The organism is Brucella sp., assembly GCF_032066345.1.
Lineage (GTDB): Bacteria > Pseudomonadota > Alphaproteobacteria > Rhizobiales > Rhizobiaceae > Brucella > Brucella pseudogrignonensis.
This window is the reverse complement of the sequence record NZ_DAMBKZ010000004.1, coordinates 77,165-101,075: the sequence shown is the minus strand read 5'-3', so window position 1 is coordinate 101,075 and position 23,911 is coordinate 77,165. Positions and strand designations below refer to the sequence as shown.

The following is a 23,911-nucleotide window of genomic DNA, read 5'->3' as shown; positions in this document are numbered from 1 at the left end:
CGACTAAAGTGGCGACCAAAACCTCAACGCTCCAGCTTTCCCGCTTTGCCAGCCTGGAGTTTATTGTTGGTTTTCTTCTCACCGGCACCATCTGTCTGGCAGTCATTTTCTCGAGCTATCTGTTTCCAGCAGGCGCGAACAAGATCGACCTGATGGCGCGTCTGATGCCGCCATTCGTCAATCCGGCTCATATTTTCGGTGCTGACCCCCTCGGCCGCGACGTACTTGCGCGCGTCGTTATCGGTGGCAAAATCTCGCTTTTTGTGGGTTTTATCTCCGTCATTGGTTCGGTGATCATCGGCACCATTATGGGCTTGGTTGCAGGCTATTATCGCGGCTTCTGGGATATGGCGCTGATGCGCTTTGTCGATGTGCAGCTTGCGATGCCGTTCATCTTGCTGGCGATCACCTTCATGGCTATCCTTGGCGGAGGACTGGTCAACACGATCATCCTGCTGATTGTTTCGCAATGCGTGCAATATGCCCGACTGGTGCGCGGCTCAGTGCTTTCGCTGCGCGAGCGCGAGTTCATCCTGTCTGCGCGCGCTATTGGGGTGAAGGACTGGCGCATCATTTTCCAACACCTGCTGCCAAATCTGCTCGGACCGGTCATCGTTCTGATGACGCTGAATGTGGCCAACAACATCCTGCTTGAATCCAGCCTGACCTTCCTGGGCTTTGGCATTGATTCAACCATTCCAAGCTGGGGCGGAATGCTGGCCGATGGCCGTACCTATCTCCAGACTGCGTGGTGGGTGAGCCTGTTCCCCGGCCTTGCCATTCTTTTCACGGTGCTTGGCCTCAACCTTCTGGGTGACTGGCTGCGTGACAGCCTCGATCCAACTGGCAGGACTTCGCGATGAGCGTGATTTTTGAAAAGACCTATACGCGTTCAATCAATGTGTTGATTGAACGCTTTTCAAAGCCGGAAATGCGTGGCGCTAACGTAGAAGTCTGGCTGTTCGATGACCAGCCAAGCCGCTTTGCTGCTGAAACAAAGCTGCGCGAGGCGGGCATCGATGCGCGGCTGCGTTCAGCCTATAAGCCGCTTCTGCATTTCTTTCTTGAAGAAGTGGACGGGACAGCACTCAAGGCTGCAACAATTCGCTATCCGCGCCATGACAACTGCGTAGAGAACCGTTTTCTGCTGGAAACCTATCCGCTGACAGCACTTCTTCCCGAAGCAAAGATCAGCTTCAGTGCGTCCGGTAAGGATGATTTCTTTTATGAAGTCGACCTCACATTTGCCGATGGTCGCACTGAAAATCATCGTGTTTTCGCACCCAATCGCGTGCATGAAGATTTTATCGGCGAAACGCTTGTCTCACCAACTGGCTGGCTGATTGTCGAACATGAAGGCAGCGTTGAAAACGCGCGCTTTGAGACCGCTTATGAACAGTTGTTTCACGATACTATTTCGACCATTGCCACCCATGACTGGGGCAGGGGCGAGCCCTATTTTGAAGAGCTGAACATTTCGGTCAACATGCCGATTACTGATCGACGCCTTGCCTATGATGAGGAAGCGTTGAGCCTGACGGAAGCTCTGCACGAGGATATCTATTTCTCATTGCTCGAAGTTTTCCAGAAAAAGTCTGGTCGTCCGGTCGGTGATCGTGGTTTGCAGCCCGGTCAGATCGTTCCCGAAGTCCGCTTCCGTGATGCCGAGCCAACCGTTAAAGTGGAAACACGTCCGCTGGCAACGTCAGATGCACTGACTGCCGAGCAAGTTCTGGAAAATGCGCAGGCTCCCCTTTCGGCTGATCAGATCCGCAGAGAGATTGCAAAGCTTGGCGGCGCACCTTTTGAAGCGAAGACTCGTGCAGGTCGCAGCGTGCGCGCGACCTATGTTTCGGGCAGTGATTTGCCGATGATGATCAGTGCCGGGCAACATGCCAATGAAACGACTGGCATCGTCGGAGCATTACGTGCCGCGAGCCGTCTTAGCGCACGCGATGGCGCGCATTTCACGATCTCGCCACAGGAAAACCCGGACGGGTATGAAATCCATAAGCGTCTGTGCGTTTTGCAGCCACATCATATGCATCACGCGTCGCGCTATACGGCTCTTGGCGATGATCTTGAATATCGCAGCGGCGAGGGGCTTTTTGAGAAAGCAATTCGCGTAGAGGCGGAGGCGCGCACTAATGCGAAGCTGCATGTCAATCTGCATGGCTATCCGTCGCATGAATGGACACGTCCGTTGTCTGGATATGTTCCGCGATCCTTTGCGATGTGGACGCTGCCAAAAGGCTTCTTCCTGATTATTCGCCACCATGCATCATGGGAGAAAGAAGCCGAACAGCTGATGGATCATGTGACCAGGCATCTTGGTGCCATCGATGGTCTGCTTGATTACAACGATGCGCAAATCAAGCTTTTCGAGCAACATGCAGGCGAAACGGGTTTCCGTATCATCAACGGCTTCCCATGTATGGTCGGTGTCGATGATCGTCACACGGTTCCGCTGACGCTAATTACCGAATATCCGGACGAAACCATCTATGGCGATGCCTTTGTCAAAGGCCATACGGCGCAGATGGAAACCGTGCTCTCGGCTTATGAAGCTTTGCAGCTGCTCTTTCCGAGGGAGCCGATTGCTTAGCTAAAAGCGCATCCCGAAAAGTGTGCAACGGTTTTCGGAAAAGATGCGCGTTAAAGAAAATTTTAGAGCGTTGATCCGTTTTAATCGGATCGGCGCTCTAAAGATAGTAAATGCCAATGCGATTGCCGCCGATCATTTCGACGGCAATCTCCATCTCGTAAATATCGCGCAGAATATCCGGCTGAATGAGTTCTTCCGGTGATCCCTGATGGACGACCTTACCCTTGCGCATCGCAACGATATGGTCGGAATAGCAGGATGCGAAATTGATGTCGTGCAGCACCAGCACGACTGTCTTGCCCAGTTCATTTGCCGCACGCCGTAGCAGTTTCATCATCGAAGCAGAGTGCTTCATGTCGAGATTGTTGAGCGGTTCATCCAGAAGAACGTAATCTGTGTTCTGGCAGAGAACCATCGCCACGAAAGCGCGCTGGCGCTGTCCGCCCGAAAGCTCATCGAGAAAACGGTCGCCTAGCTCTTCAAGTTCGAGATAGCCGATTGCCTGATCGACGTGGTTGAGATCTTCGCGTGTTGGGCGGCCCTTGGAATGCGGATAACGCCCGAAAGTCACCAAATCGCGCACTGTGAGGCGCGAGTTAATAGCATTGTCCTGCCTTAAGATCGAAAGCCGTTTTGCCAGCACATCACCCGATGTGGTCGATACATCCAGCCCATCGACCGTGATGCGGCCTTTACACATGGGAAGCAGGCGGCTGACCATGGAAAGCAAGGTGGACTTTCCTGCACCATTCGGTCCGATGATCGAGGTAATGCCGCGTGCGGGCAATTGCAGCGTCACATCATCAACGACGACCGCATCTCTATAGGATTTACTGACCTGGTTTATTTCGATCAACGTGCGTTTCCCCTGACGAGAAGGATGATAAAGACGAGCCCGCCCAGAAACTCTATGATGACACTGAGCGCAGTATTGAACGAGAAAACGCGCTCAAGAATGGTTTGTCCGCCGACAATGCATAGGATTGCCAGCAATACGGCAATAGGCAGCACGATACGATGCTTGGATGAACCAGCAATCATGTAAGCCAGATTGGCGACAAGCAGACCGAAGAAGGTGATAGGGCCAACGAGTGCGGTTGAGACGGAAACAAGGATCGTGACGATCAGCAGAATGCGATGCACAACGCGGCTATGATCTACGCCCAGATTGATTGCCGGATCGCGTCCCAGCGATAAAACATCAAAGACATTGAGAAAACGCAGGCCGTAAAGCGTGACCACTGCCACGATAATTGCTGCGAGCAACAGAATATCCGCGTTGACGCTGTTGAAGCTTGCAAAGAAACGGTCCTGAAGCACGGCGAATTCATTCGGGTCGATCATGCGTTGCATGAGGTTCGACAGGCTTCGGAAGAAAACACCGAACACAATGCCGACAAGCATGACCAGATGCAGGCTGCGCGCAGCACCTGAAAACAGCCAAGCATAAAGTGTGCTGGCAAAGACCACCATGATTGCCGTCTCGGCGAAGAAGCGGCCATTTGGACCGACCCCGTTCACATGGATAGCGCCAAAGGCGAAAACTGCCAAAGTCTGGATCAGAATATAAAGCGCATCAAACCCCATGATGGAGGGAGTGAGAATGCGGTTATTGGTGACGGTCTGAAACAGCACGGTCGAGACAGCAATCGAATAGGCAACCAGCACCATGGCCGCAAGTTTGGTGCCGCGGAAGTTAAGGATGAAAGACCAACTGCCTTTTGCTCCCAGCGTCATGAAGGCTGCGCAGGAAATAATGACGAGGATCGAAAGAAGCGTGATGATGAAGCAGGGACGTTTAAGCAAGGCGTGATCCCCGACGCAAAAGCAGATAGAGGAAGATCGCGCTGCCAACGACGCCCATCATCGTGCCGATGGGGATTTCATAGGGAAAACGGATGATGCGCCCGACGATATCGCAGGCTAGCACCAGTCCAGCGCCAAGCACGGCCACCCATGGCACGGCGCGGCGCATATTATCGCCAATGAACATGCTGACCACATTTGGTACGATGAGGCCCAGAAAAGGGATCATGCCCACCGTCACGACCACGCTAGAGCTGACCATAGACACGATCACAAGCCCGAGGGTCACGACGCGGCGATAGTTGAGACCGAGGTTGGTCGTGAAATCTTCGCCCATGCCAGCAACTGTGAAACGATCAGCCGCAATATATGCGATGACGGTGAGGGCGAATGAAAGATACAGCAACTCATAACGACCGCGCAGCACGCCCGAAAAGTCGCCGGTTGTCCATGAATTGAGCGCTTGCAGCAGATCATAACGATAGGCGATGAAGGTCGTCACGGCGCTGATTACGCCGCCCAGCATGATGCCGACAAGCGGCACCACCAGTACCGAACGCAATGGAATGCTGCGCAGGATGCGCAGAAAAAGGGCTGTACCGGCAAGGGCCGTAACGGATGCTACCAGCATCTTGCCGAAAACCGGTGTGTCGGGGGCGAACAGAATGACGAGCAGAATGCCGAGGCTTGCAGATTCAACGGTTCCGGCTGTTGATGGCTCAACAAAACGATTGCGTGTCAGCATCTGCATGATCATTCCAGCCACAGCCATCGACATGCCAGCAAGAATGATTGCAAGCGTACGCGGTATACGGCTGATCAGCAGAACTTCTGCTGCGCGATCGGTGCTATTTGCGCCAAACAGTGTGCTGAGCGATACATCGCTGACGCCGATAAACAGGCTGATAAAAGCCAGTATGACGACAACAACTATAGCTGCGGCGAGTGCCTTCACGCTTAATTCCCGTTCTCTTGCCTTGTCATGAAATCGGGCCACAAATTGTGCGGCCCAAAATGACTGGGTCAGAAGATATTATTTCGCTTTGTCAAAAGCCGCTGAAAGCTGCTGGATCGTGTTATGCAGTGCACCAAGGCCACCGCCGACGAGATACCAGTTCTGGGCGTTCAGATAGACGACCTGATCGTTCTTCCAGGCGTTGGTCTGACGTACGAGTTCATTATCGAGCAATTGTTTGGCAGAGGTGCCTTCACGGCCGATGGCTGCATCGCGGTCGAGTACGAAAAGCCAATCCGGATTGGTTTCAAGAATGAATTCCGAGCTGACTGGCTGGCCATGATTGCCGACAGAAAGATCGGGCGCGGCTGGTTCAACGCCGAAGCTGTCATGCAATACGCCGAAGCGTGAACCCGGACCATAGGCGCTGATTTTACCGCCGGACGTCAGGATCATCAGACCCTTGCCTTTGCCCTTGGTCTTTTCTTTCAGTGCTGCGAGTTCGCTATTGAGCTTGTCGACTTCAGCCTTGGCTTCGGTTTCCTTGCCAAAAATCTGGCCCAGCTTTTCGATATTGGCTTCGGTGCCGGAAATGAATTCCTTGGCTGGAACAGTCAGATCGATGGTCGGTGCAATCTTTGCGAGCTCACCATATTTTGCAGCTGAGCGACCGCCGACAATGATCAGGTCAGGTTCGGCTGCATTGACCGCTTCATAGTCAGGTTCGAAAAGCGTGCCGACTTTCGCGTAATCTGCGCCGTCGTATTTCTTGAGATATTCCGGGAAAGCGATGCTGCCAGGAACGCCGATGATCTTCACGCCAAGGCGATCAAGATTGTCGAGCGTTGCAAAATCGAACACCACGACTTTTTCAGGATTTGTCGCAACCGTTGTTTCGCCTTGGGCGTGTTTGACTGCCACATCGGCGGCGTTCGCGCCGGAGGCAAGGGCTGTGGCAACAAGTGCTGCGCCAAACAGACGGGAAAAATGTCGGCTGAATTTCAGCATGGCGTTCAATCCTTTCGTCAATCTTGTGCTTTATAGTCCGGTTTTCTTCCAGTCAAAGCCGGAAGACCACAATTCAGTTGTTTTGTTCGTCTGGGCTCTCATTGAGCAGGATGAATTTCAAGCTGTCTTCAACCGTAAGCGGGATCATCGAACCGTGGCTTTCGTTATCGAAGCGACGATAGGCAACCTCAAAGCCCGGAAGTTGTTTCAACTCGGTCTGAATGTCTGCACCCGCCGGTCCGCCACGCAGCTTCTTCAGGCGCTCGGTATCTTCCTTGGACTGGCCCGGGCGTTCGCCGCGCTTGCCGGATGATTCAACAAGCAGCCGCATCGGTTTCGGATCGGCTTTGAATGCCTCCACAAACCGATCCTTGTCGGTGAGAATCGAGCGTCCATTCCACCAGATCGATGGGTCTGCGGCAGCATAAGTCTGAAATGAATTCGGATGATTGAAGAGCGCATAAAGCGTGAAAAGCCCACCCAGCGAATGCCCAAAAAGAGCCTGCTTACTCTTGTCGATAGCAAAACGCTTTTCGACTTCGGCTTTTACCTGATGATCAATAAAATCGAAGAACGCGCCGCGACCGCCAGTTTTCGGAATATTCGTCTGAACCGGGATCAATTCGTCTGGTGTCGGAGGCGTGAGATCGAAATAGCGCAGGCGGACGATTTCGTCCTTGTCTTCGGTCGGATAACCGATGCCGACAAACACTGCGTTGAACTGAGGATTATCTTCCATCAGCTTGGCTGCGATCGGCAACATCCGATTGCCATCACTCATATAGACAACGGGGAAACCACTGGCAGGCGCTTTTTCAGCGGGTGCAGCCACGAAAATTCGATAGTCGATGCCGTTCGCCTGCATGTCAAAGGAGTCGACTTGCGGCTTTCCTGCATGTGCAGAGGCGTTCACGAGAATGCTTCCGAACATGAGGCAAACCTTCAAAATTACGTTCTTTGTCTTGCTCACGAGAGCATCCATTTCATAAAGAAATGACGCCAGCCAAAATCAGCTGGCGTCATAATGTGCGTTAGAAGCGTGAGGTCATGCCGAGCCAGAGACGACGGCCTTCAACCACGTTGTTGATTTCGTCCACTGTGACCTTCTTGTCGAAGATATTGTAGACGGCAGCATTGAGCGTGACGTTCTCGCTGAATTCATAAGAGCCGCCGAGGTCGAAAGTGGCATAGCCTTTATATTTGCGGGCGATGACCTGACCTCTGCTGTTATAGGCATATGGCTCACCAACAGTGCCGATACGCAGACCGGCGTTGATTTCAGGGCCGTGGTAGTTACCAGCTGCCCAGGCAGTCAGACCGTCGACTGGCGTTTCCCAATCTGCGCGGATGTTTGCCATATGCTTTGGCGTGCGAGCCAGGGGCAGACCTGCATATTCGCCGGTCTTCTGTTCCGAGTCGGTATAGGTATAGCTACCGCGAAGCTTAATCGTGTCGGTCGCTTCCCAATCTGCCGTCAGTTCTACGCCCTGAATTGTCGCTTCATCGATGTTGTAGCTGTAATAGAGGACGTAGTTCGGGTCCTGAGCCCAGCGCAGTGGCTGGCCTGTGATTGGATCATACTGAATGTTGCTGGCGATCTTGTCTTTGAAATCGGTGTAGAAGTAGGTTGCACCGAGGCGCAGACCCTGCTGGTTGTCCCAAAGCGCACTGGCTTCATAGCTGGTGCTCTTTTCTGGCTGAAGGTTTGGATCCCCGATAATGACGCCGCAGTTTCCGGTCGGGCCGTAGGTACAGTTGCCGCCGCCAGTCGTGTAAGCATAGCCGGGTGCAATGGTGCGAATTTCAGGGGCGCGGAAGCCGGTTGAAATGCCGCCCTTCAGTGTCAGCTGATCCGTGGCGTGCCAAACTGCATAGCCGCGAGGGCTCCAATGCGAACCGTAGATTTCGTGGTGATCCATGCGCAGGCCACCGGTCAGCGCGAAGTCTGGAGTGATCCACCATTCATCTTCAGCGAAAAGTGCCCACTGCTTAATCGTGAACTCTTCGTCCAAGCCTGTACGACGGCCCGGGTTCTGATCTGTCAGCGTGCCTTCGATAAACTGGCCGCCGGTTACGAGCGTGTGGTTGCCATAAAGCTCGAACGGGGTGGTGAACTTGCCGTCCAGTGTAGAGTTGCGGATATGCGGTGAACGCAGGCTTTCAACAAAATCACCGCGAGCCTTGTTCCAAGTGTAGTTTGTTCTCTGAGCAGTTTCCTGCATGAAAGAGAACTCGGAAGTTGTTGGACCCCAACGGCCTGTGTGACTGATCGACCAGTGGTTTCGGTCGTTCATATTATAAGTGTCGAGCGGTGCCGTGCTGCCGGTTGCTACAGGGTTGATCGTGTTTCCAACCGATGAATCGCGGCGCAAGCGCGTCTTGCCGGCTTCAAAAACGATGTCGTGATCGGCGTTTGGCGTAATCGTCACGCGACCAGTGATGTCGATATCACGCTGCTCTGGCGTGCCGCTGATGATTTTGTCTTCCTGACGCTTGAGGCCGCGTCCCCACAGCTGCACACCAACCAAATTCGGAACGAGAGGGCCGGTCATGTAGTATGAGCCCTGTAGCGAATTACCGAACTTCGAGTGCTGCTGAACTGTCGTGTCGATGCTCAGCGAGCCGCTCCACTTGTCCGAAACCTTCTTGGTGATGACGTTGATCACGCCGCCCATGGCGTCGGAACCATAAAGCGATGACATCGGGCCACGAATAACTTCGATGCGTTCAATAGCGTTGGCTGGCGGCAGGAAACTCTGTTCGAAACCGGAGTTGCCGTTGGTGCGCGCGTCGCGTGTGCTCTGACGCTTTCCGTCAACGAGGATCAGCGTGTAGCTGCCCGGAAGGCCGCGAATGAAGATGTCCCGTTCTGCTGCAGCCCCCGTCACAGCAACGCCCTGAACATCGCGCAATGCATCACCAAGATCGCGATAAGAACCTTTTTCAAGTTCTTCACCCGGTACAACCGAAATGCTCGCTGGAGCATCGGTTATGTTCTGCTCAAAACCTGTCGCCGAAACAACGATCTGGTTAAGCGTGATACCACCGGCAGCATTTACCTGTTCGGTCGCCTGGGCTTCAGCCTGTTTCTTTTTCGCGGCTTCTTCTTCTGCTGTGGTCGCGGTCTGTGCGAATGAAGCTGCGCCGCTTAGAATAAGTGCGGTCGAAAGGCATGTGCCCGCAAGAACGGCTTTTGCAAAAAGCGATCCGCTGGCCAATTGCCTGTTCTGCGAACCATTGGTACGCAATCCCCGAAACAAGCTGGTCATAAATATCACCCTTAAAGTTGAGTTTTCAGCTCTCCTTATGTATGGCAATAACGTGACGTCAATCGTCATGATTTATAAGAATTCCAAGTTTCAGAAAACGCAACTGAACGGATGTCGTAGCAATGTCGGGCAAGCGAATGAAAACTCAGGCAGAGGTTGATAAAGTGGAGGGCGAAAGCCTGAAACTGGGGCAGCTGCGCTTGCTGATTGCGCTTGATGCACTTCTTGTGGAAGGCAGTGTCGGCGGTGCTGCAAAGCAGATGGGATTGAGCATTGCGGCTATGAGCCGGCTACTCGGACAGATCCGCGAGAAGTTCGATGATCCGATCCTCGTGCGCTCTGGTCGAAACATGATTGCAACGCCAAAGGCCGAAGCTTTACGTGGTCGCTTGCGCAGACTGGCCAATGAAGCTGAAGCGCTCATGAGCTTCAACGGCAGTGATGCAGTGGAGACGCATTGCAAAAGAAAGCATGGGTGGGAGAGGGCGAGCGCTATTGTTGCGCCGCCGCCGTTAGGTATTCGTAAGGTAATCGAGCTCGAAAACCATCCCACCCCTGAACAGCTTGCGGCCCAATTTGCCAATATTCAGGATGAGAACGATCCTGTCCGGCGGCTCGCGAAATACATTGCGATCACCGGCCGCAAGGTTGGCCACACACGTCCGCTCGAAATGTACGAAGCGGAAGATGCTTTCACCACGATATTTGCAGGCGAAGCAGATCCCATGCAAATCAGTGCTTTATTGCGGCTTATTCATTATCGAGGTGAAACGGCTCCTGAACTTGCCGGTATGGCTCAGGCAGCCCGAAAATATTACTCAACGCAGGCCGACATTCGCCGCCCGGCACTTGACTGGCCCGCATATCTCTCGCCAAATTCACATCAGTCGCCATGGTTTATGCTGGCGGCAATTCTTGTTGCACGCGCTGGCTATCCGGTCGTTATGCATGGCAATTGCGGAACAGGTGAGCTTTCCGGGAAGCTGGAACTCGCAGCTGAAGCCGTCAATATCCCGGTTGCGGGTTCGCTATCATTGGCTGAAAGTGCGCTGAACGCGCATGGTATCTGCTTCATGCCATTGGCTGGTTTTGCACCACAGGTTCACGCCCTGCTCGCGCTTTATCCACTGTTTCACTCGAGGTCATCTATCAACAGTCTCGCGCATCTGCTTAACCCGATGCAGCTTTCCACATCGTTCCTCGGTGTCACTCAACCTACCTATCGTGAGTTGCATCGCGATGCGTCGGCTCTGCTAGATTTGCAGTCGGTTTCGGTCGTGTCGACGAGCCGCGATGTGGCGGAACTGGTGCCGCACCATGCGCATACGGTTTACAGATGGCTCGGCGGACAGAAAACGGACCTCACATTGCCAACCTTGTCGAAGGCAGGAACCGATAAGCATTCCAGCCTTACTTCGTTTGAATACTGGCTCGCCGTTTGGTCGGGTGCTGCCGTTGATGAGCGTGCGGAGCTGACGATTATCGCATCTACCGCGATGGCGCTCATGACTGTTCTTGCTGCAGACAATGATAGTTACGGCCAGTTCTACAAAAAGGCAGAGGAACTTTGGAAAACGCGCCATCAACACTGAATGACGATAATTGCGTGACCAATTTTTGAGCAGGCGTCGAAAACTATTCTACTTATGCCATTTTGGGAAAAAGCATTCCGGTTGCTGATGCAGAACAGCAAGCCGATGCTTTGTTTGCTCTTTTTATAAGCCCTATCGTTCCGCCGTAACTCTTAGTACGCAGCGGGGCGATTTGATGGTCAATCCTATATTCGGTGCATCTGGCACTTCCATTTTTGAATCCATGTCGCGCCTTGCTGCCGAAACCGGTGCCATAAATCTGGGGCAGGGATTTCCTGAAGGTTTTGAACCTCAAGAACTTGTCGAAGCAGCAATTCAGGCTTTACGTGATGGCCCTCATCAATATCCTCCGATGCTTGGGCTGCCTTCCTTGCGCAAGGCGGTTGCCGAGAATGCACGCCGCTTTCTGGGTCTTGAGATCGATTGGGAGACCGAGGTTCTGGTGACGTCAGGGGCCACCGAAGCGCTGACCGATACGTTCCTAGCGCTTCTTGAATCTGGTGATGAAGTCATCGTCTTTGAACCCGTTTACGATGCCTATACCACGCTCATTCGTCGCGCGGGCGGTAAAGTTATCCCGCTTCGTCTGACGCCACCACATTGGGAATTGCCACGTGAAGCGCTGGAAAAGGCCATCACATCAAAGACCAAGCTGATCGTCGTCAATACGCCAATGAACCCGATTGGCAAGATATTCGATCCGCAAGAACTTGAGTTTCTAGCTTCGCTTACGATCAACCACGACCTGACCATCGTGTCGGATGAGGTCTACGAACACCTGATTTTCGACGGGCGACCGTTTCATTCGCTTCTTGCTGTGCCCGGCATTCGTGATCGTGTCGTGCGGATTGGATCGGCTGGAAAGAGCTTTTCCGTGACAGGCTGGAAAGTTGGCTATGTGACGGCCGATGCAAAACTTCTCGCGCCCATTTCCCGCGCACATCAATATGTGACTTTCACCACGCCACCGGCCTTACAGGCGGCAGTCGCCGTCGGTCTTTTGCTGCCCGACAACTATTTCACCAAATTGCGCAGCACGCTTGCATCGCGTCGTGACTTGCTGGTTGGTGGACTAAGGGCAGCAGGCTTCGATATCGCAGACGTGCCTTCAACCTATTTCGCCGTGGCCGATGTGAGCGGCCTCGACCCTGAAGGCGACGACCTTGCCTTCTGTCGACGCCTGACGCTTGAGGCTGCTGTGACACCTGTGCCGGTTTCGTCCTTCTATGGCGAACGCGACGTGAAAAGCCATGTCCGCTTCTGCTTCGCCAAGACGGAAGCAACGCTTTCTGAAGCCGTCGATCGGCTTGCCCGTTGGTCAGAAAAACAAAACTGGCGCGCCGCCTCCTGATGCGCCGCCCAAAATCACTTCGAGGAATATCTGCATGAAATATACCCCATTCATTCGTGGCGCTCTGTCAGCGGTTCTGTTGTCCATGCTTGCGGCTTCGCCCGCATTGGCTGAGAAAATCCGCTTGGGCGTTACGTCAGGTCCGCACGCCCAGATCGCCGAAGCGTTGGCACCCATCGCGAAAGCCAAGGGGCTCGAGATCGAGATCGTCGAGTTTTCCGATGGCGCAATGATTGATCCGGCAACGAATGACGGTGATCTCGATGCCAATGGTTTCCAACACACGCCTTATCTCAATCAGCAGAACAAGGATCGTGGGCTTAATCTTGTAGCTGTCGGTGGAAACACGGTCCTGCTGCCGATGGCCGGGTATTCGCATAAGTTCAAAACTTTGGCTGAACTTCCGGAAGGTGCACAGATCACCATTCCTAACGACCCAAGCAATGCCGGACGCGCTCTAAAGCTTCTCGAAAAGGGCGGAGTCCTCAAGCTGACACCCGGCGTAACTTTCAATGCCACTGAACTCGATATTGTTGAAAATCCGAAGAATGTGAAGATCATCCCGATGGAAACGGCGCAGCTCGCCCGCTCACTGGAAGATGTCGATTTTTCGGTGATCACGTCTCACTTCGCGTTGAGCGCGGGGCTGGTTCCGAGCCGCGATGCGATCCTGATCGAAGATCAGCTCTCTGATTATTTTTGCCTCATCGCTGTTGCTGAAAAGAACAAGGACGCGCCGTGGGTGAAAACGCTGACCGAAGCGTACAAGTCACCAGAAGTCAAAGCCTTCATCGAGAAGAAGTTTGAAGGCAATATCATTGCGGGATGGTGAGATGAACCTTTCGGTTCGCATAGCGGAAGCAGAGCGGAGCCGGATCGGCTCCGCGCCGCCTGTCATCGATGTAAAGTCGCTGACGAAGACTTACGATCCAAAAGCCGGTGCGGTTCTGGACGATGTTTCGTTACGCGTCGGCAAGGGGGCTATCCATGGCATCATCGGCCGCTCAGGCGCGGGTAAAAGCACATTGGTTCGTTGCCTGAACGGTCTCGTACAGCCGACCAGCGGTCAGGTGTTTGTTGCCGGGCGTGAGGTGAGCAAGCTTGAAGGACGTAATTTGCGCCAAGCACGCCGCGATATATCGATGATATTTCAGCATTTTAGCCTCTTATCTTCCCGAAGTGCTGCAGCTAATATAGCGTTGCCTATGGAATTGGCTGGTGTGCCGCGCGAAACCATTCGCAAGCGAGTGACCGAGCTGCTGGATCTGGTAGGTTTGAACGGAAAGGCAGACGCCTATCCATCGGAACTGTCTGGCGGGCAGAAGCAGCGTGTGGGCATTGCGCGTGCACTGGCTCTGGAGCCAAGTGTCCTTCTATCGGATGAAGCGACCTCTGCTCTTGATCCCGAAACCACCGAACAGATTTTGGCGCTGCTCAAAGATATCAATCGGCGCTTGGGCCTGACCATCGTTCTCATCACGCATGAAATGGATGTGGTTCGCCAGATTGCCGACCATGTGACAGTGCTTGAAGGCGGTCGTGTGGTTGAAACCGGGCCGACATTCGACGTCTTTGCCTTTCCGAAATCAACCATCGCGCGTTCATTTCTCTCTAGCATTGTGGCTCACGACCTGCCGCCGGAAGTTGCCCAGAAGCTTCTGCATGATGCAGTTCCCGGATCAAGCCCGGTCCTGCGTATCATCTTTTCCGGAGAGGCCGCGCATTCGCCAGTGGTTGGGACGCTTGTTCAGCGTTTTGGCATCAATCCCAATATTCTGCATGGTCGCATTGATTACATTGGCGGGAAGCCACTCGGGATCATGACGTTGATCGCTGAAAACGGCGAGCCTGATCTCGCGGATGTGCTCGCTTATCTAGCGTCGCTTGATTTACACGGAGAGGTGCTGGGCCATGTTGTCTGACCTGCTTTCACCCGCACTCGTCAATCTATTGCTGGAGTCGCTCAAGCAGACAATCATGATGGTGGCGGCGTCGGCTATTCTTTCCACGTTGATCGGTCTGCCACTCGGCATTGCACTGGTTGTCACGGCCCCCGGTCAATTTCTTGAACGCCCACTTTTCAACCGGATAGCAGGCACTATCGTCAATCTTGTGCGGTCTACGCCCTTTATTATTTTGATGGTGGCGATCATTCCATTTACCCGCCTTGTGGCAGGCACAACAGTTGGCACTTACGCCGCAATCGTACCGCTGACCGTTGCAATCATTCCGCTCTATGCGCGCCTCGCTGAGACCGCAATGCGTGAGGTAGATCAAAGTCTTATAGAAGCTGCTGAAAGCATGGGTGCAACACCCATGCAAATCATTTTCAAAGTTTTGCTTCCCGAGGCTTTACCCGGAATTATTGCTGGGCAGACGGTCACACTTGTAAGCCTTGTCGGCTATTCGGCGATGGCTGGTACAGTCGGCGGCGGCGGTCTTGGCGATCTTGGTATCCGCTTTGGTTATCAACGCTTCATGCCCGAAGTGATGATCGCAGTCGTCATCATTCTCGTTGCCATCGTTCAATCCATTCAGGTTACGGGCGATTATGCCGCCCGGATCGTCAATCATCGCGTGGCGCGCAGTCGCCGCTCACGCTAGCATTCAGAGGAGACACAAAATGACCGCGCATTCGCATCCGATCAATCTGCCATTGCTCGATATTTCGCGTTACAACGGCACGCCGGAAGAGCGGAAAAGCTTTATCGATGAGCTTCGTCGCACGCTGCATGACCACGGCTTTTTCTATCTAACCGGGCATGGAGTCGATCCAAAGCTGATCGAAAATGTCGTGGCCACCGCCAAGCGCTTCTTCGCGTTGCCGACCGAAGAAAAGCTCAAGATTGAGATGATTAACACGTCGCATTTCCGTGGCTATAACCGTGCAGGTCTTGAGCGCACTCGCGGTGAGCAGGATTGGCGAGAGCAGCTCGACATTAATACCGAGGCCGAGCCTGCCGAAATCGGTCCGGATAGCCCCGCGTGGAAGCGTCTGATCGGCCCAAACCAGTGGCCGGGCGCCTTGCCGGAACTAAAGCCATTGCTGCTTGCCTATCAGGCGGAAGTTACCCGCGTTGGCATTGATGTGCTCAAGGCGATTGCCGAAGCACTTGGTCAGAGCGAAGATTTCTTCGCACAGATTTATGATCCGCATCCTTCACAGCTTTTGAAGATTATCCGTTATCCGGGTCGTGATGTGGCCGAAAGCGATCAGGGCGTTGGCGCACACAAGGACGGTGGTTTCGTTACCGTTCTGCTCCAGGATGTTGTTCCTGGGCTGCGTGTACAGCGTGAAGATGGCGTCTGGATTGATGCGCCGCCTGTGCCGGGTACGTTTGTCATCAACACTGGTGAATTGCTTGAATTGGCAACCAATGGCTTTGTTCGCGCCGATGTTCATGGTGTTGTTGCGCCGCCCGCCGGAACAGAGCGTTTCTCGGTCGCCTTCTTCCTTGGTGCTCGCTATGACGCGACGATCCCAGTCATTGATCTGCCGGAAGAACTTAAAACCAAAGAGCGCGGTGTGAGCGTTGATCCGCTTAACACGCTGTTCCGTGAAGTGGGCCAGAACAATCTGAAGAGCCGTCTGCGCTCACATCCAGATGTTGCTCGCGCCCATCATCAGGATCTTCTGGATTCACCGGAGTTCGCAAGTCTGAAGCTGGGTGCGGCTTACTGATAAACCCATCCCTTGACGGTTGATTGCTGTGTTTGTCTTTCGTCCGTCAAGGAACAGGTTCGGGGGTACAAAGCCATCATGTGCCCGTTTTGCCACTTAGGGTAGCTGGCAGGATTCCCATTAAAAAAGCGCCGGGTTTCCGGCGCTTTTCATTTCAACAAGGTGGATACGTTTAGCCGCTGATGAGCTTCACTTCCATGAAGTCTTCCAGACCCCACTTGCCGCCTTCGCGACCATTGCCGGATTGCTTGTAGCCGCCAAATGGGCTGCCGGGCGCACGCGACGTTCCGTTGATCTGGATCATGCCAGCGCGGAGTTTACGTGCCACGCGTTTTGCACGTTCCGGGCTACCTGTCTGAATATAGGCAGCCAGGCCATATGGCGTATCATTGGCGATAGCGATCGCTTCCTCTTCCGTATCGAAAGGGATCATCGCCAGCACGGGCCCGAAGATTTCTTCGCGTGCAATGGTCATTTCGTTGTTCACATCGGCGAAGATGGTTGGCTTGACGAAATCGCCTTCAGAAATGCCATCGGGGCGACCTGTGCCGCCTGCAACGAGACGCGCACCTTCATCAATACCCTTCTGGATCAACGCCTGCACCTTGTCGAACTGAATTGATGACGACAGTGGGCCGATATGCTCGCCATCCTGGGATGGGTCATCGACTGACGTTTTTGCCGCAGTCTTCTTGGCAAAATCGACCGCCTGTTCATAGATCGAGCGTTCAACCAGCATACGTGTTGGCGCGTTGCAGGACTGGCCGGTGTTTTCAAAACAATGGTTCACACCACGCTCGATTGCCTTTTCCAGATCGCTATCAGCAAAAACGATATTTGGTGACTTGCCGCCGAGTTCCAGCGAAACGCGTTTGACGGTCGCAGCCGCTGCGCGCGAAACAGCCGTTCCTGCGCGGGTCGAACCGGTAAACGACATCATGTCGATGTCTGTATGCTGTGACATGGCTTCGCCAACGACAGGACCTTCGCCGTTAACGAGGTTGAATACGCCCTTCGGCAGACCTGCTTCATCGACGAATTCGGCGAAAAGCATCGCCGACATTGGTGCTATTTCGGATGGTTTGAGCACGACTGTGCAACCAACGGCAAGGGCAGGGATGACCTTGAGTGCGATCTGATTCATCGGCCAGTTCCATGGCGTAATCAGTCCGCAAACACCGATTGGTTCATGCACAATGGCCTGATTAGGATGCTTTGGCGATAGAATTTCTTCGAATTCGAAATTCTCAAAGGCAGCGATGAAAGCCTTGGTATGCGACAGACCGGCAGCGGCCTGAGATTCTCGCGCAAGCTTGATTGGGGCACCCATTTCCTTGGAAATAGCCTGGGCCATTTCTTCAAGGCGACGCTCGTAGATTTCAACAATACGGCGCAGATAGCCGATACGTTCTTCAGCAGGCGTTTCGCTCCAAGAAGGAAACGCTTTGCGCGCTGCAGCTACTGCGAGATCAATATCCGCTGCAGAGCCTGCAGAAATCGCTGCATAAGGCTTCTCATTGGCCGGATTAATGACTTCGATGGTCTTTGCTTCCAGCGGGGACCGCCATGCACCGTCGATATAGAAATCCGTTTTCTGATCCAGATTTTTCTGAAGCATGATGAAATCCTCCAATGCTTTGAATTTTATCCTAAGGGTGGCGAACCACCCGTTTCCCTAGTGTGGTGGATTTGAAGTTCCTATCATTTATGTTGCATTCACGTTTTGGAACTTCAAATCCATAAACCACACTAGATTCAATAGTTTACTAGTATGGCTTCGAACCTGAAATTCGTTCAGACGGTTGCTTCACAGTGATACGAATTTCAGGTTCGCCATACTAGTTGCCGCGCAGACTAACCGCCAGCTATGACGCCGTCAAAACACAACGATCAATGGAAACATCAATTTTTCTTATTCATTATCGTAGGCTTCAAACTCGATACCGAGCGTTTCCAAACCTTCTTCGATGTAGTCGCCCAAGAGTGGTATGCCGAGCAGGTACTTCGCTTCGCGTCCATTGTGACGATCACTTGCGGTCGCAAGAGCGTCATCCCATTCTTCAGCACTAAAATCCCCGCGACCAACCCAGACCAAAGCCAACAACTCAACCTTCTCGTCTTCATTCAGAGAACGAATTGCCGCGACAAGCTCCTTGCGCGTCGGATTATCAACCGAAGCATCAAGAATATCGATATCGCCGTCATCGGAAGCATTGGAACCAGGGTTTTCATCGACCGCCGGAACTTGCACATCATATTCGCGCGCCTTGGCGATAATGAATTCGATGTTTTCGATATTGTTGACCAGTTCAACCATAATGATTTGCCTCCATGACGTCATTGTTTAACGAACGCAGGGCTGGTGGTTCTGGTTCCGTCACAGGCGAACCATCAGAGCATCTTTGCTGCAGCGCGTCCCGCTGTTCGTCCAGAAAAGATGCAGCCACCAAGGAAGGTTCCTTCTAGCGCATTATAGCCATGATAGCCGCCGCCGCCAAAGCCTGCTGCTTCGCCAGCTGCATAAAGGCCAGCAACCGGCGCGCCGTTCTTGTCCAAAACTGCTGCGTTAATGTCGGTATGCAGCCCGCCTAGTGTTTTTCGGGTCAAAATATTAAGTTTGACTGCAATCAGCGGACTATTGGCTGGATCAAGCAAAGCATGAAGTGGGACAGCGCGGGTCAGCTTGTCGCCGATATAGGATCGCGCATTGTGGATGGCCATGATTTGCGCGTCCTTGGAATAGCGATTGGTGACTTCGCGGTCGCGTGCTTCAATCTGGTTGCGGATATGTGTTGCATCCAGCAGCTTACTGTCGGTTAGCTTGTTCATCTTGGCCACAAGCTCTTCAAGGCTCTTCGCCGTGACGAAATCCTCACCATGGTCAATGAATGCCTTGACTGGCGGGGGCGGGGCTTTGCCTAATCTGCTTTTGATAAGCAGTTTCCAGTCTTTGCCGGTCAGGTCGGGATTTTGTTCAGAACCGGAAAGCGAGAATTCTTTACGAATGATTTTTTCGGTCAGTATGAACCACGAATATTCATGCCCCGTTGCGAGAATGTGCTTCAACGTGCCGAGCGTATCGAAGCCAGGGAGGCAAGGTGAGGGCATCCTGTTGCCTTCCGCGTCGAACCACATGGATGATGGTCCCGGAAGAATACGAATGCCGTGATTGGGCCATATCGGGTCCCAGTTTCGCAGCCCCTCCGTATAGTGCCACATGCGGTCACCATTGATCACATGCCCGCCAGCGGCGATGGCGATGTCTATGCCGCGCCCATCCACATGCGCAGGTACGCCAAGCACCATATTCTGAGGTGGATTGCCAAGGCGATCACGCGGCCATGCCTTACGAACACGTTCCGGATCGCCGCCAATGCCGCCCGAGGTGACAATCACGCAATTGGCTGTAAGCTCAAACTGGCTCTCAACATCGCGTGATGATGATTGCCCGCGCTCGACTGTCGATGGAGTCAGGATATCACCGCGCACGCCGCTTGCTCGTCCATTGCTTGTTATAATCTCATTGACGCGGTAGCGGCATTTGAGTGTCAGCAGGCCACTAGAGATTGCTTCTCGCATAAGGCGCTCAAAAGGAGCCACCACGCCTGGCCCTGTGCCCCACGTTAAATGAAAACGTGGAACCGAATTGCCATGGCCATGAGCCTGTCCGCCGCCGCGCTCTGCCCAGCCAACGACCGGAAACCATCGCACACCGAGACTGTGCAGCCAGGAACGCATCTCGCCCGCTGCAAATTGCAGATAGGCTTCTGCCCATTGTTTCGGCCAATGATCCTCCGGGCGATCAAATTGTGCAGATCCGAGCCAATCCTGGCGGGCGAGGTCGAGATTATCTTTTATGCCAAGACGGCGTTGTTCGGGGCTGTCCACCATGAAAAGGCCGCCGAGCGACCAGAAGGCCTGTCCGCCGACCGAATTTTCGCCTTCCTGCTCAAGCAGAATGACCTTTCTGCCCGCACTTGTCAGTTCATGTGCTGCCACAAGCCCGGCAAGGCCCGCACCAATTATGATCGCATCCGCATTTTTCATACCCGCATCCTCCCTCACGGGCAGAGTGGCTTATGCAAATGCGGCTGGCAAGTGCCCGTCAGGCTGAGAGGAATGGCAGAACCCAGTCGGCGATCAACTTGATTGAAAGACCGAAAAGCGTGAGCTGCACCAAAAGAAAAAACGGACCGTCCGGCATGATGCGTGTGAGCTTTGCGCCAACGAACGTACCGATAATAGCGGCAGGCAAAAGCCAGAGACCGAGTGACCAGTCGAGATTGGAAAACTGCTGCAACTGCCAGTAAGGAATGAGCTTAACCGCATTGACGATTGCAAAAAGAATGGTCGAAGTGCCTGCGAAGACCAGCTTTTCGAGATGTTGCGGCAGGACATACATTTGAAATGGTGGTGCGCCAGAATGCGAAACGAAGCTGGTAAGACCGGTGATGATACCCCAGAAGGTGCCACGGGGAATATCGGCTTTACGCGCCTGACGGCGGTACTTTGCGCCAACCCAGACATTGAAGCAAAAGAAGAGACCGACAAGCCCCACAAGCATCCCAATGAACGTGCTTGAAAGGTGCGAGCTGAAGAACCAGCCAAGGCCGATGCCGAGGATGGCGGCTGGCGTCAGGATCGCCAGATTACGTTTCGAGAAATGATGACGGTAGAGATAGAGACCGAACATGTCGCTGACGACATAGATCGGCAGCAGAAGAGCTGCTGCCGTTACAGGTGAGATCACCAACGCCATCAGAGGCACTGAAAGCGTGCCGACAGATGGCAAGCCACCTTTTGATAAGCCCACCAGAAAGGCTGCAACAACGGCTACTGTCATAAACAAAGGGGTATGCTCAAGCATTCAGGCAGTAACCGTTATTGGAATCAAACGAGGGTTTAAGCTGTATTTATCAGCTATGCGCCCATTCCCAGTAGAGCGAACGCGCGCGCTTGGCTATAGCGCCATACTCGAGTTTAAGTTCACCAAAACCGATGATCGGCACCACCTTGCTCATATTGCCGGTAGAGAAGATTTCGTCTGCTTCGCGGAAATCCTGCACCGAGAGCGTGGTTTCATGAACGCTGACGCCTGCCTGGCGGAGCAGTCCGATCACGCGTTGACGCGTAATGCCATTGAGGAAAGTACCATTCGGAACTGGCGTGAAGACTTCTCCACCGCGCACCATGAAGACGTTGGATGTAGCAGTTTCGGCAACATTGCCGAGAACGTCTGTAACCAGCGCATTGTGAAAGCCTTTAGCTTTTGCTTCACGGAGCATACGGCCGTTATTCGGATAAAGGCATGCGGCCTTGGCATTGACGGGCATCACCTCAAGATAAGGGCGACGGAAGGATGTTGTCGTGATGGTAAAGCCTTTTGGCTCGACCATAGGGATTGCTTCGAGACACAGCGCAAAATCTGTCGATTCAGGTGCGGCGGCAACCGTGCTGGTATCGCCTTCTTCGGCCCAGTACATTGGGCGAATATATACGTCAGTGCCGGGCTCGAACTTTTTGAGGCCTTCGCGAGCCAAAGCTTCAATGTCGTTGCCGCTGAGCGTTGGTGCCAGACCGAGCGCACGCGCTGAATCATTTGCGCGCGCTGAGTGGCGATCAAGATCAGGTGTCACACCTTCAAAAAGGCGAGCGCCGTCGAATACGAGCGAACCAAGCCAGGTCGCGTGGGAGGCGGCACCAAGAATACGAACATCGCCTTCATGCCATTCGCCTTTGTAATAGGTCCACATTGCCCGGTTCTCGGCCATCGTCTTCATCCTTCTTCAATCTCGTTGTCGTGCCAAATCCCGCGCAGGACGCTTTTGATTGACTGATGGAATTTCAGGTAGAAGCGTGGGCGGGACATGAACGTGAGCCGTTATAGCACGTCACCCGAAACTGAAAACCAGTTTCGGGTTTGATATCGCCCTATAATAATCAATCCTGTGAGAGGATTGGGCTATTTCTCTTCCGCCAAGGCGGGTGATGGATCGGAAGTCGCTACTGCCGCCGGACCTTCCACACCACGCTGGCGTTCGCGAACGAAAGTAAACAGGCCGGAAATTGTGATCAGGATAATGCCGATAAGCATCGGCAGATCGATATGGTCATGGAAAATGAAATAGCCGAATAGAATTGCCCAGATCATCTGGCTGTATTGCGGGGAGGCGATAGCGCTTGCCGGTGCACGTTGTGCTGCCAGCATCAGCAGAATATTTGCAAGGGCTGCAAGCAGTCCATAGCCCGCGAGATAGCCCCATTGAACGGCTGAAGGTGTCTGATAGCTCGGGATCATCAATGCGCCGCAGATAAGGATCGGTCCGATAAGGCCAGCGGTATAAAGCGAGATACGCTTTTCCTTCTTACCCATTGCGCGAAAGATTACGATGCTGAATGCGCCGCCAAGCCCGCCGCCCAACGCGCCGAGATGACCGATAGAGAGTTCGCGAAAACCAGGGCGCAGCACAACAAGCACACCGATAAAACCGATAATCACGGCCGACCAACGACGCCAGCCGACCTGCTCTTTAAGAAAGAGCACGGAAAGGATCGTCACAAAAGCCGGAAGCAGAAAGATAAGCGCGAAAGCTTCGGCCATCGACAGATGTGTGAAGGCGACAACGCTGCCGATGACACCCATCGCAGCGGTAAGTGTGCGAAGTAACCACAGCTTTATATTTGTGGTTCGAAACATATCGAGCCATTCATCTTCGGGTTTCTTGATGAACGGTATGGCTAACACACCCAGAACGGCACCATAAAAGGCGATTTCGTAAGGCGACAATGTGCCGTCGAGAAACTTGACGCAGGCGTCGCTTATAGCGAATGCAGCATAGGACGCAAACGCGAGAAAAATACCGTAAAGCATGGTGATGTCCGCAGGGGGCTAGAGATAATCTCCTCCAATGACCGGATTAATCGATTGAAGCCGGTTTTGCAAAAGACAATTTGGTAAAAACTCAAAAAATCGACTTACCGCTATCCCCTATGGCGTAGGCGATTGCGGCGTTTTCAAGAAGGCGAGCTCCACCGAAAACGCATGCCTCATTTGCAATCATATCCGTGGTGGAATTTTGTGCAAAAGACTATTTAAGAGGCATCCAACGAGGAGAAAAGAAATGAACATTCGTCAGAAATTCCAGCAGTACGTTTCCCGTCGTCGCGCAATCCGTGAACTGGGTGCAATGGACGACCATCTTCTTGCCGATATCGGCGTATCGCGTTCGCAGATCCAGAGCGCAGTTTTCGGTAAGTAATCACTGATGGTGCGGCTGATAATTGATCGCCCCAAAAGTGAAACTGAAATAATGTAACAAAGCGTCGGTGCTCCAGTCCCGGCGCTTTTGTTATTTAATAAGTATATTATACATTTATTCTGTTGAAGGGCCGTTCTCTGCGCCCGTAAAGTTTCTCAGAAAATTCCGTATCCGACCAAAGGCTGCAGACTTATTCGCGCCTTGTTCTGGCAACGGCCAATGAGACAAAACGATATCTAATATGGGACTTCTGTCACTTGAACAGCAGAGCGCTCTCGATATATCCAAGTGTTGCGGGGGCTGGCGATGAAGACGGCATCTCAAAAGATGCCAATGATAGTTTATCAGTCTTCATCGCCGCCAAATTATCGAGTCTTTCATGGC

21 protein-coding genes are annotated in these 23,911 nt (G+C 53.2%); 9 read left to right on the top strand and 12 right to left on the bottom strand.

What is annotated here, in order from left to right; all coding sequences use genetic code 11:
- The first annotated feature begins 8 nt into the window (after positions 1 to 8).
- A complete protein-coding gene (locus tag RT142_RS06950; RefSeq protein ID WP_039860841.1) occupies positions 9 to 863 on the top strand; it encodes an ABC transporter permease in 855 nt (284 codons plus the stop codon).
- Complete coding sequence (locus RT142_RS06945) at positions 860 to 2,605, top strand: peptidase M14 (RefSeq protein WP_313028083.1); 1,746 nt, start codon at positions 860 to 862, stop codon at positions 2,603 to 2,605. Before RT142_RS06950 ends, RT142_RS06945 begins: the two co-directional genes overlap by 4 nt.
- Before the next feature lie 97 nt (positions 2,606 to 2,702).
- On the opposite strand, the gene RT142_RS06940 is transcribed toward RT142_RS06945, so the two are convergent.
- The 6 genes from RT142_RS06940 to RT142_RS06915 form a co-directional block, all read right to left on the bottom strand.
- Entirely contained in the window at positions 2,703 to 3,461 is a 759-nt protein-coding gene (locus RT142_RS06940; protein WP_112806728.1) for an ABC transporter ATP-binding protein, read from the bottom strand.
- Positions 3,458 to 4,411 carry an iron chelate uptake ABC transporter family permease subunit gene (locus tag RT142_RS06935; protein ID WP_313028081.1) on the bottom strand — a complete coding sequence of 318 codons (954 nt, stop codon included), beginning with the start codon at positions 4,409 to 4,411 and terminating at the stop codon, positions 3,458 to 3,460. The genes RT142_RS06940 and RT142_RS06935 overlap by 4 nt, the downstream gene beginning before the upstream one ends.
- Positions 4,404 to 5,366: an ABC transporter permease gene (locus RT142_RS06930; protein WP_112806724.1), complete on the bottom strand. Its 963-nt coding sequence runs from the start codon at positions 5,364 to 5,366 to the stop codon at positions 4,404 to 4,406. Before RT142_RS06930 ends, RT142_RS06935 begins: the two co-directional genes overlap by 8 nt.
- A 78-nt stretch (positions 5,367 to 5,444) precedes the next feature.
- Positions 5,445 to 6,374: a siderophore ABC transporter substrate-binding protein gene (locus RT142_RS06925; protein WP_112806722.1), complete on the bottom strand. Its 930-nt coding sequence runs from the start codon at positions 6,372 to 6,374 to the stop codon at positions 5,445 to 5,447.
- Positions 6,375 to 6,447: 73 nt separating this feature from the next.
- Positions 6,448 to 7,344, bottom strand: a complete 897-nt coding sequence (locus RT142_RS06920) for an alpha/beta hydrolase (RefSeq protein WP_313028079.1) — start codon at positions 7,342 to 7,344, stop codon at positions 6,448 to 6,450.
- Positions 7,345 to 7,405: 61 nt separating this feature from the next.
- On the bottom strand, positions 7,406 to 9,643 hold the full coding sequence (locus RT142_RS06915; RefSeq protein ID WP_313028078.1) for a TonB-dependent receptor domain-containing protein: 2,238 nt from the start codon (positions 9,641 to 9,643) through the stop codon (positions 7,406 to 7,408).
- 137 nt (positions 9,644 to 9,780) lie between these two features.
- On the opposite strand from RT142_RS06915, the gene RT142_RS06910 reads away from it, so the two are divergent.
- The 6 genes from RT142_RS06910 to RT142_RS06885 all read left to right on the top strand — a co-directional run bounded on the left by RT142_RS06910 (position 9,781) and on the right by RT142_RS06885 (position 16,268).
- The gene (locus tag RT142_RS06910; RefSeq protein WP_235820894.1) at positions 9,781 to 11,235 is read left to right on the top strand and encodes a glycosyl transferase family protein; all 1,455 of its coding nucleotides are present in this window, start codon (positions 9,781 to 9,783) and stop codon (positions 11,233 to 11,235) included.
- A gap of 175 nt (positions 11,236 to 11,410) precedes the next feature.
- Positions 11,411 to 12,586 carry an aminotransferase gene (locus RT142_RS06905; protein ID WP_313028076.1) on the top strand — a complete coding sequence of 392 codons (1,176 nt, stop codon included), beginning with the start codon at positions 11,411 to 11,413 and terminating at the stop codon, positions 12,584 to 12,586.
- A 34-nt stretch (positions 12,587 to 12,620) separates the two neighbouring features.
- On the top strand, positions 12,621 to 13,418 hold the full coding sequence (locus RT142_RS06900) for a MetQ/NlpA family ABC transporter substrate-binding protein (protein WP_105519616.1): 798 nt from the start codon (positions 12,621 to 12,623) through the stop codon (positions 13,416 to 13,418).
- Position 13,419: 1 nt separating this feature from the next.
- Positions 13,420 to 14,508: a methionine ABC transporter ATP-binding protein gene (locus RT142_RS06895; protein ID WP_313028074.1), complete on the top strand. Its 1,089-nt coding sequence runs from the start codon at positions 13,420 to 13,422 to the stop codon at positions 14,506 to 14,508.
- Positions 14,498 to 15,190, top strand: coding sequence for a methionine ABC transporter permease (locus tag RT142_RS06890; protein ID WP_007879400.1), 693 nt, complete (start codon positions 14,498 to 14,500; stop codon positions 15,188 to 15,190). The genes RT142_RS06895 and RT142_RS06890 overlap by 11 nt, the downstream gene beginning before the upstream one ends.
- A gap of 19 nt (positions 15,191 to 15,209) precedes the next feature.
- Complete coding sequence (locus RT142_RS06885; RefSeq protein ID WP_113158133.1) at positions 15,210 to 16,268, top strand: isopenicillin N synthase family dioxygenase; 1,059 nt, start codon at positions 15,210 to 15,212, stop codon at positions 16,266 to 16,268.
- Between the two features lie 172 nt (positions 16,269 to 16,440).
- Here the strand turns inward: RT142_RS06885 and RT142_RS06880 are convergent, their stop codons facing one another.
- The 6 genes from RT142_RS06880 to RT142_RS06855 form a co-directional block, all read right to left on the bottom strand.
- Positions 16,441 to 17,886 carry an aldehyde dehydrogenase family protein gene (locus RT142_RS06880; protein WP_313028072.1) on the bottom strand — a complete coding sequence of 482 codons (1,446 nt, stop codon included), beginning with the start codon at positions 17,884 to 17,886 and terminating at the stop codon, positions 16,441 to 16,443.
- Between the two features lie 294 nt (positions 17,887 to 18,180).
- Complete coding sequence (locus RT142_RS06875; protein ID WP_007879395.1) at positions 18,181 to 18,585, bottom strand: DUF3775 domain-containing protein; 405 nt, start codon at positions 18,583 to 18,585, stop codon at positions 18,181 to 18,183.
- A gap of 74 nt (positions 18,586 to 18,659) precedes the next feature.
- Positions 18,660 to 20,315: an FAD-binding dehydrogenase gene (locus RT142_RS06870; RefSeq protein ID WP_313028070.1), complete on the bottom strand. Its 1,656-nt coding sequence runs from the start codon at positions 20,313 to 20,315 to the stop codon at positions 18,660 to 18,662.
- Positions 20,316 to 20,373: 58 nt separating this feature from the next.
- Positions 20,374 to 21,135 (bottom strand): sulfite exporter TauE/SafE family protein, encoded by a 762-nt coding sequence (locus RT142_RS06865; RefSeq protein WP_079213776.1) that lies wholly within the window; start codon positions 21,133 to 21,135, stop codon positions 20,374 to 20,376.
- Positions 21,136 to 21,184: 49 nt separating this feature from the next.
- The gene (locus RT142_RS06860) at positions 21,185 to 22,039 is read right to left on the bottom strand and encodes a branched-chain amino acid aminotransferase (RefSeq protein WP_313028069.1); all 855 of its coding nucleotides are present in this window, start codon (positions 22,037 to 22,039) and stop codon (positions 21,185 to 21,187) included.
- 191 nt (positions 22,040 to 22,230) lie between these two features.
- Positions 22,231 to 23,139, bottom strand: coding sequence for a DMT family transporter (locus RT142_RS06855; RefSeq protein WP_007879386.1), 909 nt, complete (start codon positions 23,137 to 23,139; stop codon positions 22,231 to 22,233).
- A gap of 250 nt (positions 23,140 to 23,389) precedes the next feature.
- Between RT142_RS06855 and RT142_RS06850 the strand changes: the two genes are divergently transcribed.
- Positions 23,390 to 23,527 carry a DUF1127 domain-containing protein gene (locus tag RT142_RS06850; protein WP_007879385.1) on the top strand — a complete coding sequence of 46 codons (138 nt, stop codon included), beginning with the start codon at positions 23,390 to 23,392 and terminating at the stop codon, positions 23,525 to 23,527.
- The last annotated feature ends 384 nt before the right edge of the window (positions 23,528 to 23,911 follow it).

Excerpts from the sequence above, each read along its gene's own strand:
- RT142_RS06865 (WP_079213776.1), bottom strand. The coding sequence starts at position 21,135 with ATGCTTGAGCATACCCCTTTGTTTATGACAGTAGCCGTTGTTGCAGCC.
- RT142_RS06890 (WP_007879400.1), top strand. The coding sequence starts at position 14,498 with ATGTTGTCTGACCTGCTTTCACCCGCACTCGTCAATCTATTGCTGGAG.
- RT142_RS06870 (WP_313028070.1), bottom strand. The coding sequence starts at position 20,315 with ATGAAAAATGCGGATGCGATCATAATTGGTGCGGGCCTTGCCGGGCTT.
- RT142_RS06875 (WP_007879395.1), bottom strand. The coding sequence starts at position 18,585 with ATGGTTGAACTGGTCAACAATATCGAAAACATCGAATTCATTATCGCC.
- RT142_RS06905 (WP_313028076.1), top strand. The coding sequence starts at position 11,411 with ATGGTCAATCCTATATTCGGTGCATCTGGCACTTCCATTTTTGAATCC.
- RT142_RS06855 (WP_007879386.1), bottom strand. The coding sequence starts at position 23,139 with ATGCTTTACGGTATTTTTCTCGCGTTTGCGTCCTATGCTGCATTCGCT.
- RT142_RS06880 (WP_313028072.1), bottom strand. The coding sequence starts at position 17,886 with ATGCTTCAGAAAAATCTGGATCAGAAAACGGATTTCTATATCGACGGT.
- RT142_RS06925 (WP_112806722.1), bottom strand. The coding sequence starts at position 6,374 with ATGCTGAAATTCAGCCGACATTTTTCCCGTCTGTTTGGCGCAGCACTT.
- RT142_RS06860 (WP_313028069.1), bottom strand. The coding sequence starts at position 22,039 with ATGGCCGAGAACCGGGCAATGTGGACCTATTACAAAGGCGAATGGCAT.
- RT142_RS06885 (WP_113158133.1), top strand. The coding sequence starts at position 15,210 with ATGACCGCGCATTCGCATCCGATCAATCTGCCATTGCTCGATATTTCG.
- RT142_RS06945 (WP_313028083.1), top strand. The coding sequence starts at position 860 with ATGAGCGTGATTTTTGAAAAGACCTATACGCGTTCAATCAATGTGTTG.
- RT142_RS06850 (WP_007879385.1), top strand. The coding sequence starts at position 23,390 with ATGAACATTCGTCAGAAATTCCAGCAGTACGTTTCCCGTCGTCGCGCA.
- RT142_RS06900 (WP_105519616.1), top strand. The coding sequence starts at position 12,621 with ATGAAATATACCCCATTCATTCGTGGCGCTCTGTCAGCGGTTCTGTTG.
- RT142_RS06910 (WP_235820894.1), top strand. The coding sequence starts at position 9,781 with ATGAAAACTCAGGCAGAGGTTGATAAAGTGGAGGGCGAAAGCCTGAAA.
- RT142_RS06915 (WP_313028078.1), bottom strand. The coding sequence starts at position 9,643 with ATGACCAGCTTGTTTCGGGGATTGCGTACCAATGGTTCGCAGAACAGG.
- RT142_RS06895 (WP_313028074.1), top strand. The coding sequence starts at position 13,420 with ATGAACCTTTCGGTTCGCATAGCGGAAGCAGAGCGGAGCCGGATCGGC.